Annotated in this window: 14 protein-coding genes; 10 read left to right on the top strand and 4 right to left on the bottom strand. The window is 36.1% G+C overall.

From position 1 onward, the window contains the following. The 4 genes from ACO052_RS15640 to ACO052_RS15625 all read left to right on the top strand — a co-directional run bounded on the left by ACO052_RS15640 (position 1) and on the right by ACO052_RS15625 (position 4,493). On the top strand, positions 1–498 hold the full coding sequence (locus tag ACO052_RS15640; RefSeq protein ID WP_422104727.1) for a lipocalin family protein: 498 nt from the start codon (positions 1–3) through the stop codon (positions 496–498). A gap of 57 nt (positions 499–555) precedes the next feature. Continuing rightward, positions 556–1,296 (top strand): hypothetical protein, encoded by a 741-nt coding sequence (locus ACO052_RS15635; RefSeq protein WP_422104726.1) that lies wholly within the window; start codon positions 556–558, stop codon positions 1,294–1,296. A 60-nt stretch (positions 1,297–1,356) separates the two neighbouring features. Beyond that, complete coding sequence (locus tag ACO052_RS15630) at positions 1,357–3,012, top strand: SulP family inorganic anion transporter (RefSeq protein ID WP_422104725.1); 1,656 nt, start codon at positions 1,357–1,359, stop codon at positions 3,010–3,012. 74 nt (positions 3,013–3,086) lie between these two features. Next, on the top strand, positions 3,087–4,493 hold the full coding sequence (locus tag ACO052_RS15625; RefSeq protein WP_422104724.1) for a Kelch repeat-containing protein: 1,407 nt from the start codon (positions 3,087–3,089) through the stop codon (positions 4,491–4,493). A gap of 18 nt (positions 4,494–4,511) precedes the next feature. Here ACO052_RS15625 and ACO052_RS15620 read toward each other — a convergent pair whose 3' ends face one another. Continuing rightward, positions 4,512–5,462 (bottom strand): bifunctional helix-turn-helix transcriptional regulator/GNAT family N-acetyltransferase, encoded by a 951-nt coding sequence (locus ACO052_RS15620; RefSeq protein ID WP_422104723.1) that lies wholly within the window; start codon positions 5,460–5,462, stop codon positions 4,512–4,514. 72 nt (positions 5,463–5,534) lie between these two features. Further along, positions 5,535–6,548, bottom strand: coding sequence for a formimidoylglutamase (locus tag ACO052_RS15615; RefSeq protein WP_422104722.1), 1,014 nt, complete (start codon positions 6,546–6,548; stop codon positions 5,535–5,537). Between the two features lie 109 nt (positions 6,549–6,657). On the opposite strand from ACO052_RS15615, the gene ACO052_RS15610 reads away from it, so the two are divergent. Then, entirely contained in the window at positions 6,658–7,545 is an 888-nt protein-coding gene (locus ACO052_RS15610; protein WP_422104721.1) for a chromosome partitioning protein ParA, read from the top strand. Between the two features lie 27 nt (positions 7,546–7,572). On the opposite strand, the gene hutI is transcribed toward ACO052_RS15610, so the two are convergent. Both hutI and fumC read right to left on the bottom strand, forming a co-directional pair. Further along, a complete protein-coding gene (hutI, locus tag ACO052_RS15605) occupies positions 7,573–8,841 on the bottom strand; it encodes an imidazolonepropionase (RefSeq protein WP_422104720.1) in 1,269 nt (422 codons plus the stop codon). A 529-nt stretch (positions 8,842–9,370) separates the two neighbouring features. After that, positions 9,371–10,768, bottom strand: coding sequence for a class II fumarate hydratase (fumC, locus tag ACO052_RS15600; protein ID WP_422104719.1), 1,398 nt, complete (start codon positions 10,766–10,768; stop codon positions 9,371–9,373). A 370-nt stretch (positions 10,769–11,138) separates the two neighbouring features. Between fumC and ACO052_RS15595 the strand changes: the two genes are divergently transcribed. The 5 genes from ACO052_RS15595 to ACO052_RS15575 all read left to right on the top strand — a co-directional run bounded on the left by ACO052_RS15595 (position 11,139) and on the right by ACO052_RS15575 (position 15,769). After that, on the top strand, positions 11,139–12,098 hold the full coding sequence (locus ACO052_RS15595; protein ID WP_422104718.1) for a DUF4062 domain-containing protein: 960 nt from the start codon (positions 11,139–11,141) through the stop codon (positions 12,096–12,098). A gap of 178 nt (positions 12,099–12,276) precedes the next feature. Beyond that, positions 12,277–13,038 carry a hypothetical protein gene (locus tag ACO052_RS15590; RefSeq protein ID WP_422104717.1) on the top strand — a complete coding sequence of 254 codons (762 nt, stop codon included), beginning with the start codon at positions 12,277–12,279 and terminating at the stop codon, positions 13,036–13,038. A 141-nt stretch (positions 13,039–13,179) separates the two neighbouring features. After that, the gene (locus ACO052_RS15585; RefSeq protein WP_422104716.1) at positions 13,180–13,890 is read left to right on the top strand and encodes a DUF7019 family protein; all 711 of its coding nucleotides are present in this window, start codon (positions 13,180–13,182) and stop codon (positions 13,888–13,890) included. Positions 13,891–14,116: 226 nt separating this feature from the next. Continuing rightward, positions 14,117–14,953: a hypothetical protein gene (locus ACO052_RS15580; protein ID WP_422104715.1), complete on the top strand. Its 837-nt coding sequence runs from the start codon at positions 14,117–14,119 to the stop codon at positions 14,951–14,953. 291 nt (positions 14,954–15,244) lie between these two features. Further along, a complete protein-coding gene (locus ACO052_RS15575; RefSeq protein WP_422104714.1) occupies positions 15,245–15,769 on the top strand; it encodes a hypothetical protein in 525 nt (174 codons plus the stop codon). The last annotated feature ends 124 nt before the right edge of the window (positions 15,770–15,893 follow it).

Below are 15,893 nucleotides of genomic sequence, written 5' to 3'. Positions count from 1 at the left end.
ATGGGAAGATTTTGGTGTTTGGGATTTATGGTTTTGATGGTTGTCTCGTCCTGTTCCTCAGATAAATTCGATCTACCAGAAAATGCCAATGCGTTATTAACCAATAATTCATCCAAAACTTGGAAACTCGCGAAACGCTATAATGACGGCTATCGCATGAATATGGGGGATTGTTTCCTTTCGTATAGAGTAACCTATAATGCCAACGGTATAACGACAGACAACAATGCTCAACATAAAGATTGTGGAGACTCCATGGAAGCCAATTGGAGTTTTTACACGAATGACGACGGATCTTATATTAAGCTAAAAGGAGATAAAGTCAAAACACTGCTCAACCAAGAAAAAGACTATAAGTTTTTCAAGATTAAGGAGCTGTCGGATACCCTTTTAATTGTTAGTTTTAAGCATAAACAGTTTGGAAATAAAGAACGTACCATCGAAGACCATTTGGTCCCTGAGGCCATGGTTGTAGAAGGCAGACGCTATCATAATTGATGATGACTTTAATTCAAATTTGCAGCAAGACATAAAGAATTAAAAACGTTTTTGGATTTGTCATTATATCAAGTCATAAAAGTTTCTGAAACTAAAATTGAACTTAACTTCGAATCTTTTCAATGCGACGACATAGGTCTTTATGTCATTGGAAAATATCCAAGGTTGAAGTACGGTGATTTTATTAATTATGAGGGTTTTGATTGGAGGTTACATACCGTAGCGACCATAAGGCTTACACTTTTAAATCTCATAAATCGCGGTATTATTGATGTTTATCAAGTTCAGAAGCGTCATAAATATGCTTTTAATTTAATTTCGAGGTCGACTACAGACTATTATTTTAAAGTCGTTGATTTGCAATTAGATAAAGATTGGTTTTCGGTATTGGTACACGATACCATTAATGAAGTAAATCGTTCTAAAACACCGAGCTTATATAATTATATAAAGTCCATATTTGACAAAGTCATCTACACCCATAATAATTACAGAAATCCATATAGAGCTTTTGTACTTCAGATCATAAGGAAATACGCTAAAGAATTCGATTGGATAGAATTAATCAAAAAGAAAAAATTTTTAGACCTATTGGATGATTATGAAATCAAGGTAGAGGAAATTTACATCCCAAGAATTAGCATGCAACATAAAGCTTTGGTGGATTTAGACAACGCACTTTATCACAGTAATATGAATTATTTGAATTTTACCAATAGTCTAGAAACTGAAATATCAAATACAATCAATAAGAGAAAAAATAGGAATAGATATTATAGAATTGAGATTCGATTGTAAATCGCTGTATAAACTTTACTGATTGTTTTATCTTTATAAGCACTTAAACCAAACTAAACTATGATTTCAAAATATTACGATACTAAATATTTTAAAGGGGACTTAACCGGTGGGTTAGTCGCAGGTGTTGTCGCCTTGCCGTTGGCTTTAGCTTTTGGTGTACAATCCGGATTGGGTGCGATTGCAGGTCTTTATGGCGCTATTGCTGTAGGTATTTTTGCCGCTATTTTTGGAGGTACAGCCACACAGGCTAGTGGGCCTACAGGTCCAATGACCGTGGTCTCTGCGGCTTTAGTTGCAGCGGCCATTGAGCTAACAGGGAGCTTGGAAGCGGCAATGCCTATAATTATTCTAACCTTTTTACTTGGAGGAATTTTTCAGATTGTATTTGGGTTTCTCAATATAGCCAGCTACGTAAAATATTTTCCTTATCCCGTGGTCTCTGGTTTTATGAGTGGTGTGGGTTTAATTATCGTCATTCTTCAGTTATTTCCTTTTGTAGGTTTGGATTCCGCAAAATCCACTTGGTTGGTGATTCAGGATTTCCCGCGTTTATTCTCGGATTTTAACTGGCAGGCACTGGCATTAGGCGCCTTAACCGTCTTAATTTATTATGTATTTCCATACATCACCAAAGTCATTCCTAGTGCTTTAGTGGCTTTAATCGTCGCTTCTATTGTAGGTTATTTTCTTCAATGGGATGTGCCAATTATTGGTGATATTCCTTCCGGATTACCGTCTTTACAAGTCGATGGGATTTTTTCAATAGACGCCAGTGCTTATATGCTCATTGGGGAATATGCTACGGTGCTAGCAATTTTGGGCTCAATTGACTCTTTATTGACCTCAGTGATTGCAGATAATATGACCAAAACAAAGCACAACAGTAATCGAGAGTTGATTGGTCAAGGTATTGGAAATTCTATAGCCGCCATTTTTGGTGGTATTCCAGGGGCTGGAGCAACCAAAGGAACCGTTGTAAATATCAATTCTGGTGGTAGAACCCGTGTTTCGGGCACCATTCATGGTTTAGTATTGTTGGCGGTACTTCTTGGCTTAGGGAAATTGGCAGGTTACATTCCCTTATCAGTACTAGCGGGTTTGTTAATTCCTATAGGATTTAAGATCGTAGATACCAAAGGCTTAAAGCACTTATTAGCAGTTCCTAGGGCTGACGCCTTTGTCCTTGTTTTAGTCTTATTAGTAACGACCTTCGGTAGTTTAATACAAGCAGTTGGCATGGGCTTATTATTGGCCTGTTTGTTATTTATGAAGCAAGCTAGTGATATCGGAGAAAAGGGCATGGAAGTAGGGACTTTGGCTGGTTTTGACGGTGAAAAACCATGGCAAGATGAGGTAGAATTCTATAATAATTACAAGGATAAGGTCTACATTAAGCACTTATACGGGCCCTTATTCTTTGGTTTTACCTCGCACTTTCAGAACGAAATAAAAAATATCCCAGAGCAAGTTAAAGCCTTAATCATTAGGATGGATCGGGTGCCCTATATTGATCAGTCGGGTTTATATGCTTTGGAAAATGCGGTTATGGATTTAGAAAAAAAAGGGGTACAGGTCCTATTGACGGCTTTGCAGGAACAACCCAAAGATAAACTGGTATCCATTGATATTGTACCGGATTTGATTTCCGAAGAGCATATTTTTAATAACATTAATGAGGCCTTTGATTATTTAAAAACGACACTGAAATTATAGTTTTTTTAACGGCCTAATTGGTGAAAAAGCGGTAAATTATGCTGAAAGTTAAACAGTTATAAATTAATACTGCTATGAAATCTCTGATCATCACCTTATTCTTTTTGTGTTCTATCGGCCATCTTTCATCCCAAACCATAAAAGGTATTGTTTTAAATGAAAACACAGAAGGTCCCGTCGAAAATGCACATATCTACTATAGCAAAAAGAATGGGGCGGTTTCGGATCTAGAGGGCAAATTTAGGTTTAGGTATAAAGCTAAGTACAATACTAACGATTCTATTTACGTATCCCATATTGGTTTTGTGACCAAAGCCATTCACCTATCAGAGGCGAAAAAGAAGCATCTAAAAGTATACTTAGAACCTAAAAATCATCAGCTTTTTGAAACGGTTGTCAATTTTGATAGAAACCTTAAAAAGAATATCAACTATACAGAGCTAGCATCTTTGGACAAACCCTTGTTTTCGTTTGCAGCTGGTTTAGAAGGAGATAAAATATACGTAGTGGGTGGTGAAAATACCTATAGATTTAATCGTCAGATGTTTGTTAGGGATTTTAGCAATGCTCGATATGTAACCAATCGGGCTATTCCTGGACTTATGGGTATAAATTTTAGGAATTTTTTACAAGCATGGCGCATGACACCAGACGATCAGGAGAATTTTTCTAGCCATCTGATGGTCTACGACATCCCTAGTGATACCTGGGAAACATCGGATTTGGAATTTAGAAAGCGCAGTGGACATAATTTACATATCTATAACGATGAGGTTTATGTATTTGGAGGAAAACGACCTGTACCCACGGGAAAAAAATATCTAGATGATATCATTGAGATTTATAATTCAGATTCCAACACCATAAGTTTGGACGAAACCAATCCCAACCAAGCCGTAAACTTTGCCTCCTTTTTGTATAATGATTATCTCATTACTCTAGGGGGTATTAAGAAGATCAACAAAAATGGTAGCAGAACATATGCTAAAGATGTTTACTTCTGTAATTTGAAAACAGGCTATTGGTACAAGCTAGGCGAAATGCCAAACCCTAAGGAAACGAAAGGGCTGTTAATTAATGATAAGATTTATTTAATTGGGGGATTTAATAGTAGACCATTGACGAGCATAGAGAGTTTTGATTTAATGACTGGGGAGTGGAAGCATGAAGGCGACCTCTTTACAGGGGCAGAACGTCCGGGTTTGGCCTACCATAAAGATACGATCTATATTTATGATAATGGCAGGTTATCGACCTATAATACACAAACCGGAATACTAAACGAGTACCGGATAAAGCTAAATTTGAAGTTTGCAGAGCTCTTCTATAAGGACGATATGTTGTATATCCTTGGCGGGTATTCGGAAAATCAGTATTCCAGTGAACCTTCAAAAGCGGTGTATAAGATTAATATCGAGGAATTTTATAAGACCAAAATCAATAATTCCAAAAAAATCAAATGGTTGGCGACTAGATCTTAGCCCCTTGGCAATCCAAAATCACAAGGTCAATAACATTTTTATATCAGAACGTTTGTACGGACTGTCCGTTTTTAGCTCTAGTTCCTTAAAGCCATATTTTCGATAGAGATAAATGGCGTTTTCCAATTTGGTGTTGGAGTAGAGTAGTAATGCTTTTAAATCTTTGGTTTTTGCAAAGTCGATGCAATGTTGTAATAATTGTTGTCCTATTTTTTGACCGCGTTCTTCGGGTAAAACACCCATTTTGGTGAGTTCCAAAACACCGGGTTCATTGGTTGGCATTAAGGCTACGGTACCTACCACGTTTTCATTTTTAATAGCAAAGAAAATAAAGCCGCCTTTATCGATAATGTAGGTTTCAGGTTTGCCCAGCACCTCTTCATCAAAGGGCTCTACATAGAAAAACGTCTTTAACCATTCGATATTTAAATCATAAAAGTGTTGTTTGTATTCCGGCTTATAGTCGCTTATAACAATTGGTCCTTGGATGTTGGTGTTGATATGTTCTAGTATGAGTTCATTAAAATCAGTCTCCTTAAATCGATCTTCGAGTTGACCGATTTGATCCAATAAAGATACAGATTGCCGGTTGGTGAGTTCACCCATGGTCTTGTCAATGGCCGTCCATATCGGTTTTACAGCGTTCAATAGGTTATGGCCCTTTTTGGTTAAAACAATAAGCTTCTTACGCTTATCGATATCGTGATACCGTTGTTCTACATAGCCTTTTTTGCTGAGCTTGTTGACAAATTGGGTAATGGCAGGTTGTGTAAATTTTAATTGTGTAACGAGTTCGGTATTGGTGATGCCCTTATGGTGGCTGACGGTTTTAAAAACGGGGAACAGGTAAGGGTCGAAGTCGATGTGATACCTATCGTATACGAGTTGTGTTTCGCGCATCATATATTCGCTGACTCTTTTTAATCGTGAGCCTAAACTTAGGGCACCATAACCTCTTAATGCATCCATATTAAATAATGATTTATATAAGTACTTATGTAAAAATACATAATTTTTTTAAAACAAAAGGGGATATGTCCTCTAATTTGTATGGGCTCTTATAAAATCCGTGATGAGATAGCTAATGAGCTTACCTACCTTATGTGCTGTTTTTTTTCTTGGTGAGGCTTCGCAAATATGTAAATAACTGGCCTTGTGATGTTGCCCAAAATAATGTACAAATTGTCTGGCCCGTTTAGCACTAAATCCACTTGGCGTCTCGGCACTACTGGGTATGTTTTCTATGGCATCGCAATCGACTTCGACCCCAAAATGCTTGCCAGAGATATGATGGCTTGCCCTTTCCAGTTCGGATGTAAAGTCTAATTCACCTCTAATGTCGAGCGCTTCATAAGTATTGTATTTAATAGCCTTTAGCTTCTTTAGGGTCTTAAATAATTTATCAGAGGTATAGTTTTCGTGTAACCCGAAGATAAAATAGTTCTTTAAGAACCCTTCGGCATAGGCATAGCTAAACCCGTTACCACTATGACGTCCTTCTTCAGGTCTAAAGTCGGTGTGGGCATCGAGATTTACTACATTGACCTTGTCATTTTTAGCCAAGGCGAGGCCCTTGATGTTTCCATAGGCGTTATTATGTCCACCACCAATGACAATTGGAATTTTGCCAGCGCTTACTATAGACGAGACCAGATAAGTCACATCTTTATCAATGTGTTCCACATGCTGTCTCGCTTTTAATATGGATTTTTTTGTAGGTGTTTGGGTGACGATATCTCGCTCTTGGTTGTAGTCTAAATGCCCGAGAATTAAAACACGTTTCGCCTTTGTAAACCCATTACTCTGGATATTTAACAAAACTTTTATTACAGCTTGCCATGCTTTATAAGCCCCCGTATTTCCATGGTTTGCATACACTCCGATGTCTTCTGAAATACCAAAAATCACATAGTCAACATCTAAATTGTTAATATCGTCGTATATGTTAGTGAGCTTAGATATAAGCTGAACATGTTCTCCAAATTTTGATTCTCCTTTACGAAGCTTTAAAAGTGTATCGCGATCTTTTGAAGTGAATATGACGAGATTTTGCATTTGGACGTTTAATAAAATGTTTAATAAAAATACAGCTTTATTTAAATAAGACTGATTTTTTGATTTAATTTAAGAACACAAATTGACAACAACTTAAATACTAAAAATTATGGAAGATTCACAAAAATCGAACATAGGCCTTAAAGTAGGATTAGGGATACTTTTAATACTATTTTTAGGAACTGCATTTTACGCATCAAAACTATATTCTGATGGTAAAGCACAAGAAAAAGAGCTCATTTCTGAGAAGCAACAAGTCATGAATGATCTCAACAATATGGCGAAGCAATACGACCAAGCTATTGCCGAAAGTGAAGTTAAGGATCAGGATTTAGTAGCCGCAAGAGACCGTATTCAAGGCTTAATGGATTCTCTAAAAGTTTCACAGAATAGCGTGAACAGTCTGTTTAGATACAAGAAAAAATTCTTGGCCTTACAAGAGGAAATGGACGAATTACTAGCTGAGAATGATCGTTTAAAAGTAGAGAACGAATATTTGGCGACCTCCTTAGATAGTACACAAGTGCAGTTGGCAGAGCGTACCGTATTCACGGATTCTTTATTGGTACAAAATACAGAATTGGCTAATGTTGTTGAAGATGCTGCGGCCTTACAAACTGTTGGATTAGTTGGTATGGGTGTGATTGAGAGAAGTAGCGGTAAGCAAATACCAACAGAACGTGCACGTCGAAGTGATAAGATTAAAGTCTGCTTTACCGTAGCTAAGAATACCTTAACAGAAGCAGGTGACAAAGAGTTATACGTACAGGTCATCGATCCTAAGAACAACGTTTTAGGGGCGAATAACCAAATTCAATTTGATGATCAGGTGTTAAATTACAGCTTAATCAGCCGATTTAACTATGAGAATAGAAACCTAAATATCTGCGAGTACATTTCTCAAACAGATAACTCCAAATTTGAAAAAGGACGCTACCAGATTAGCGTATTTAATGATAAAGAAATGATTTCTTCTTCAGAATTTGAACTGAAATAAGAAAGAATTTATTTGATTGATTGATAGCTAAATCCGGAAGTCTTCTTCCGGATTTTTTATGTCCTTAAGTTGACCATTAATCACCACTTGCTCTACAGGATTATGTGCAAAAGCATAAGGGATTTCACTGTAATGGTTCATAGGTTTTGTAATGATGACATTGGCCTTTTTTCCTCGGGTAATGCTCCCATACATATTGCTTATACCCATAGCATAAGCCCCATTGATAGTCGCCGCATTAATCGCCTCTTCCGGCGTTAGTTTTAATTTGACGCAAGCCGCTCCGACAATAAAATTCATATTACCACTTGGTGCAGAACCAGGATTATAGTCCGTCGCAATGGCCAAAGGTAGGCCCGCGTCGATTAATTGTCTTGCTGGCGTATACGGAATACTTAGAAAGTAAGAGCAACCTGGTAAGGCTACAGGTATGGTATCCGTGTTTTTTAAAGCCTTTACGTCGTCATCGCTCAATTCTTCCAAGTGATCTACGGATAGGGCGTTATACTTAGCACCTAAGGCAACGCCACCAAGGATATTGAACTGATTGACATGAATTTTTGGTCGCATCTTGTATTTCGCGGCAGCTTTAAGGATGGCTTCGGTATCTTCGATATCAAAATAGCCCTCTTCACAAAAGACGTCGATATAACGCGATATATGCAGCTTGGCTGCTTTTGGAATCAGTTCCTCCGTAATTAACTTAATGTAGGCGTCTTTACGATCACGATAATCCTCCGGAATGGCATGCGCGGCCAATAGGGTAGGTGTGATTTTTGCTAAACTTTCTTGTTTTATGCGTTTGATCACACGAAGCATTTTAAGTTCGGCGTCTACCGTAAGGCCATAGCCGGTTTTAATTTCAAAAGCACATGTACCCATACGTATGAGTTCTTCCAGACGCTGTATGGATTGGTCGTATAAGTCTTCTTCGGAGGTCTCTTGAAGTAGTTTGGCTGAATTTAAAATACCGCCGCCGCGTTCTGCGATTTCGGTATAGGTCAAGCCATTGATACGATCTACAAATTCAGAAGTACGGTTACCCGCATAAACGATATGGGTATGGGAATCGCACCATGAGGGTAATACAATCCTGCCTGTGGCGTCGACAATGGTTTCAGCTTCAATACCTTCACAGTATTGCATTTCACCATATTCAATGATGGTATCGTGTTCGATATAGAGGTAGGCATTTTCTAGTACTGACAATGTTTTCATAGCTTCTCCCTTAAGAATCAAGACATTGTGGTCATGGACTTGTAAGAGTTGCTTGATATTTGTGATGAGAACAGACATAAGGAAGGCTTTTTGTAAAGTTCCCTATTTTTTTCGAATAAAAAAAACGCCATATGATTAATATTGGCGTTTGAAATAAGAGGTTTCATTATCTAGTTACGGGTTGTAACGTTGCAATTTCATTGCAGATACTTTTGGTTTCTATAAACTTTTCGTATAGATTGTCATTTCGACAGAGCCGAGAATCAGCGACGAGAAACCGAAGGTTCAGTGCAGCTAAATCTCATTATACGTTGTTATAGTTTAGTTTCAATGAATAAAGCTAGTGCGATGTCTCACGCAAGGTTCGACATGACAAGTTGAGTCATTTCGAATCTTTCGACTAAGTTTATATTGAGCGTAGACGAAATACTCAAGACAGGCTAAAGAGAGAAATCTTTAGATTCAGCGCAGCTAAACCGCAGGTTCAGCGTAGCTAAATCACATAATAAACTCAACAATAATGAGATTTAGCTTCGCTGAATTTACGATGTCTCCTTGTGCCTCATTCGGAATAACAAATCAACTTCTGAAAAGAATTTTATTCGTTTTATTTTAGGCTACCGACCATATCTTCGGGTTTCACCCATTCGTCGTATTCCTCAGCTGTGACATAGCCCAAATTAATGGCCTCTTCTTTTAAGGTCGTCCCATTTTTATGCGCCGTATTAGCAATTTCAGCCGCTTTATAATAGCCGATTTTCGTATTTAAAGCGGTCACTAACATTAACGAGTTATTGAGTAATTGCTTAATAACCGAATGATTAGGCTCTATACCAATAGCACAGTTTTCCTCAAAACTCACACAGGCATCACCAATAAGCTGTGCGGATTGTAAAATATTAGCTGCCATCATCGGCTTAAAGACATTGAGTTCGTAGTGGCCTTGGGTACCTCCAACACTTATTGCGACGTCGTTCCCCATCACTTGGGCACAGACCATGGTTAAGGCTTCACATTGGGTAGGATTCACTTTTCCAGGCATAATAGAACTTCCGGGCTCATTCGCCGGAATAATAATCTCTCCAATACCCGAACGTGGACCTGAGGCCATCATTCTGATATCATTGGCGATCTTGTTTAAGGATACGGCCAATTGTTTTAAGGCGCCATGCGTCTCCACAATGGCATCATGGGCGGCCAAGGCCTCGAATTTATTTTCTGCTGTGATGAATGGTAAACCTGTAAATTCAGCGATGTATTTCGCTACTAAAACATCATAACCTTCAGGGGTATTGAGTCCAGTACCTACAGCGGTACCGCCTAAAGCGAGTTCGCTTAAATGCGCTAAGGTGCTTTCCAATGCTTTAAGACCATGATCCAATTGCGATACATAACCCGAAAATTCCTGACCTAAGGTCAACGGTGTGGCATCCATCAAATGTGTACGGCCTATTTTGACGCAATCCTTAAATTCTAAAGACTTATTATGCAATGTATTTCGTAACTGAATCAAGCCAGGAATAGTGGTTTCCACCACTTTTTTATAGGCGGCAATATGCATACCTGTAGGGAAAGTATCATTAGAGGATTGGGATTTATTGACATCGTCATTAGGTTGAATAGTTTTTTCACCTTCACCAATCACTTTACCTGCGATTTGATGGGCTCTATTAGCAATCACCTCATTGACGTTCATATTGCTTTGAGTCCCCGAACCGGTTTGCCAGATGACCAATGGAAACTGATCATCATGCTGACCCTCTAAAATTTCATCACAAACTTGAGCAATTAAGTCACGCTTATCTTTATCTAATACCCCTAATTCGCAATTGGCATAGGCCGCTGCTTTTTTAAGGTAGGCAAAGCCATACACGACTTCCAAAGGCATAGAGGCAGGTGCCCCAATTTTAAAGTTATTACGTGAACGCTCAGTTTGTGCGCCCCAGAGTTTATCGGTAGGTACTTTCACCTCGCCCATGGTATCTTTTTCTATTCTATATGACATGATCTTGAATGTTATTTAGGAATTACAAAATTACAGATTTTGAAGGTTTAAAAGCTGAAGAATGTCATATATTTTAAGTGTTTGTAACTCTGAAAAATACGTAGTTCTACGTATTGACTTTGGTGTTAAAAGCGTCTACATTTAGCCTTAACATATTATATCGCTGTATGACCCTATGATATTTCATATATGAGATGTAAGCATTTGTGTATGTATCAGTTACATTGTTTTAAAATCAAGTAACATGCAAAATGAATGCTTCTGAGCATGAGTTAATGATTTAAATACTAAGGGTTTAGGATTAATGGTTGTCTTGGGTTTAAGACATAAAAATACAGACTTATTTATGTGTTGTATAAAATAAAAGAAAATGGCAAAACCTAGAATATTTGTTAGTTCAACATTTTATGATTTAAAACATATAAGATCATCTTTAGATAATTTCATAGAAACACTTGGGTATGAATCAATTCTTTCTGAAAAAGGAGATATTGCCTATTCTTTTGATTTACCTTTAGACGAGTCTTGTTATAGAGAAATTGAAAATGTTGACATATTTGTACTAATTATTGGAGGAAGATATGGTTCTCAAGCAAGTAAAGAAGTAAAAAAACCGAATAAGAAATTTTTTGATAGATACGAAAGTATTACTAAAAAGGAATATGAAGCGGCCGCTAAAAAAGATATTCCAATCTATGTTCTAATCGAATCTAATGTTTATAATGAATATCGAACTTATTTAAGAAATAAAGCAGCTACTAATATCAATTACGCTCATGTTGATTCCGTCAACATATTTCACTTTATTGAAGAAATACTTTCCAAACCAAGAAATAACCCCATTTATTCATTTGAAAAGTTTGAGCAAATTGAAAGTTGGCTTAAAGAACAATGGGCTGGAAGTTTTAGAGAATTACTGAATAGAAAAGTTCAGCAAAACCAAATTAAATCTTTAACAACTGAGATAAGTGAATTACAAGAAATCAATAAAACACTCAAAACCTATTTGGAAGCTGTCTTAACAGGAGTAACACCAGATAATTCAGAAAAACTCATTGAACAGGAAAAGAAAAGGTTAGAAGATGTTTCAATAAGAAAAGAACTCGAAAATAACACTTGGTTCAATTTTGTGAATTCAGAAGCTGGAATTGACATTGATTCCTTTATTGAAATGCAATTAAAATCAAAAAAATATGAAGATTTTATTAAGCAAATAAAAAATTCTGACAGAAGGCAATATGTTGACCATACATTATCTACAGAACCTAAAGCTATAATTGACTTTAATGATTCAAGAGAAATTTTAGGACTTAACCGATTTAAGAAATAATTACTTTGCACAACAATGGCTATAAGTAATTGCTTGTTATCGCCTAGCCTTCGACAGGCTCAGGCCATCGATTCTGAAAATCCTTATAGATTTTCAGCTTGGTATGTACATGCAAAGTTAAGTGCTAAGGAACGTAACTACTCATAGCCGAGACCGTTTGCACAAATAAAAAAGAATAGTGAAAATCGAAAAACCCTACTTAAAGGAACTACTAAACAGAGTAACTAAAAAATATAGTCCAAGTTTGGGTTCTTTCCGAGATTTAGATACTCGGGAATTAAAAAATCTATCGGAGCATATTTTTCAACATGTTCCACATGGCAACATTAATTATAAAACTTTAAGACGATATCAATATTTCCTTAAAGACTCATCTAAAATAGATTACAATTCTAGGATTCAAATCTTGGATATTTTATCTAAATATTTAGATAAAGAACTAAATTGGGTTGAATTCAGAAGAAGAATTAGAGATGAAGGTTTTGTAATTGAAGAACCTTTCGAGTTCACAGATTCAGGGATTCTGGCAAGTTCAATTTTTAGAGTTGAGAGTTTTGACTTTAAAACAAATTCGTGTTTTGTTCTAATGCCATTTACGTTAAAATGGTCAGATCGAATTTGGAAGCATTTGCAAAGGATAATGAAAGAAAATGGATTTTCTTGTAATCGTGCGGATAATCTATATGGAGCAGATGTTCTTAAAGATATTTGGAAGGCAATTAGAGAATCAGAAATAATAATCGCAGATACAACGTCAAAAAACCCAAATGTATTTTATGAAATTGGAATTGCACATGCTTTAGGAAAAAAGGTTGTACTGATTACCCAAAATATTGACGATATACCTTTTGATTTTAGAAGATTTAGACATATTCATTATGAAGATAATACAGATGGAATTGGAATATTGGAAAATGAAATACCAAATTACTTGCGCTAACTAATGTGTATAAGCGATAACGATTTAAGTGATAAAACAGAATTATGAATATAAAACAAAGGTCAGTAAAAAATCGAAAGGTTTGTGAGTAGAAATCCGCTACTACTCATACACGAGACCGTTGAATGCAATTAGAGAAATATGGATAGTTACATTTACATTTCAGAATCAAAACTTAAATATCTTTTTCAGCAACTTTCTGATAAGTTAGCGGGAATAGATGCTGAAATTAAAACCAAGCTTTTGGTATTAGAAACTTCAATTAAAACAGGTAATATTGAACATACTACTATCTCTATGCTAGAAAAAGTGATTAAAAAACTTGAAAAGAAAACTCAAATTGGGACTATAGAATACCCAGGAGAATGGGTAAGAGATAAAATAAAAGTAAGACCAATAAAATCATCCTTAAATCCTGGCCTATTTGGATTAGTAGGAAAAGTTCCTGAAATGGAGCATTACTTCTTGATTGGAGGTTCAAGAAGAAACGTAATAGGAAATATAGATAGTGGAGAATACACTACATCTAATTCCTATTGGCCTTACTTAGTAGATGCTATTGTGGAAAGCTATGAAAATATGGAGAAAAACAGTAATCACTTGATGGATGACAAAAGATATAAATTAAAGCATTCAAGCATTGCATCTGGAGTAAATGGTTCTGAACTAGCAAATACAGTTAGAGAATTTTACAGAACTGTTAGGTTTCCAGAATTCGAAGTAGAATTTTTAGGTAAGCATTTAGCAACTGAATATTTTCAAGATTGGAGTGATGAAACTTATAAAAATTTAGGAATAGAAAATCCTGATAAAAGTTCGTTTTTCACACCTTTATATGTAAAACTAATTTAGAACTGCCAACAATAATGGCCATAAGTAATTGCTTGTTCTGACCTAGCCTTAGACAGGCTCAGGCCATCGCTTCTGAAAATTTGCTTACGCACAGTTTACACTAGGTGCTCGTGTCTCGCGGATTTTCAGTTTGGTGTATACCTGCCTACCAGAAGGCAGGCTTGTAAAGTTAACCGCTAAACCACGCAACTACTCATAGCCGAAACCGTTAGGTGAAACTTGAACAATGATAACAAAAATTAAAAAAGCATATGAATTTATCAAGAATTGGTTTTGGGCATTACCAATTTGGAAACGTGCGATTTTAAGTTCCCTAATTGGTGCAATTGGGGGCTCTTCTGTTATAGGATTTTTTAATAAATATGCTCTTTATTATCACGCTCTGAAACAAGGTTTCAGGCTACCAATTGAAGGAGTTGAATATATAAATCTTGCCATTTCTCTGTTATCTTTTGCTTTTATAATAACATCAATATTAGGAACAATCTTGATTTATGGTTTACTCAATTTTATGGCCACTATATTTACCAAAATTTTTGTAAAATCGACTAAATCTGAGAAAGGAAAGACATTTAAGGAAAGAGCTATAATCTTGCAAACAATCATTGGAATCGTCGCTTCATTTGCCGGGGTTTCAGAAATGTTTGTAAATATTCTTGACTTTTTTAAAATAAGGACATCGGAAATAAATATTCCTTCAAACTTCGTCCTAGTTTTAGGAATTGTACTTATTATAATTCTTATTGGCTATTTGTTGGCAAAAAATGAATCTGGCAGGAAAATTTTCACCCTATCTGTTGTTTTGTTAGGTATTGGAATTTTAACTATTTCATTATTTAACCAAAAAGTTTACCAAACATTTTTGAGAACAATAAAATACGGAGGTGAATTACCAATTTCAATAGAGTATAGGAAGGCAGACAACACCGCAGACGAATTAGACGGATACTTATTAATTAAGACAAACAATACTTTAACCTTAAAAAATCCAACGAATAATGACATTGAGGAAATCCCAATTGAAAGAATATCTAAAATAATATATAGTAAAAACAAAAATTAAGAAAACTGCACCTATCAATGGCTATAAGTAATTACTTATTCTCGCCTAACCTTCGACAGGGCCTGTATCGAGCTTGTCGAGATGCTCAGGCCATCGCTTCTGAAAACCCTCTCGGATTTTCAACTTGGTGTTCACTTGCAAAGTTAAGTGCTATCCCGATAGCGGTCGGGACACGCAACTACTCATAACTCAGACCATTATGAGCAAGCAGAGAAAATGAAACGAATAACCATAATAATATTGATTTTTGGACTGTTAAGTTGTAAAAGCGAAGATCAAAAAAAGGAAAAAATGAAATTACAAATGGCAGATTTAGAAACTCTAGCTTTTGAAGGTATAAACATAGATTTTCATTTCAATTCGGATAATCCAACATTTGGAGATTTGTTTTTAATAGTTGGTTTTGAAAACCCTGATTTTCTTCCTAACAGCAGAGAATTTGAAAAACTTGCTGGATTGGGATTTGAACAGACCGATGACTATTTCGGAATCAAAAATGATACGGATATTGGAGATGACGTTAAACTTTGGCTATTTCCTATTATAAAAGGAGAAGAAGTTTATCATGACAACGGACCTTTTGATGCCATTCGGCTTTCTTATGTGGTGTTAAGGAATGAACAAAAAACGGCTAAACTTTTTGAAAACACATTCAATTCGATAAAATCAAACCTCGATGTGACACCGACATTTGACAGAAAACAAATTGAAAGTTTTGAAGAAATAAAAAAAATAATAGCCAAAACCATTCAATACTGTAAAGAGGAATTGAAAGTAGAGCCAGGTTCTGAGGAAGCTTTGCAACTTGATTGGTAACAAAGCATAACGCAATAATGGCTATAGGTTAAACTAAAGGTAATTTTATTCTTTAAGAAATAATTTGTAAACTGAAACTTTTTGCGTAAAACCCTTTACAAGGTTCATACTAAACTCTTGTGCA

The organism is Winogradskyella sp. (assembly GCF_965228925.1).
GTDB lineage: Bacteria > Bacteroidota > Bacteroidia > Flavobacteriales > Flavobacteriaceae > Winogradskyella.
Note: the sequence above shows the minus strand (reverse complement) of the source record. Positions and strands in the feature narration are given on the sequence as shown.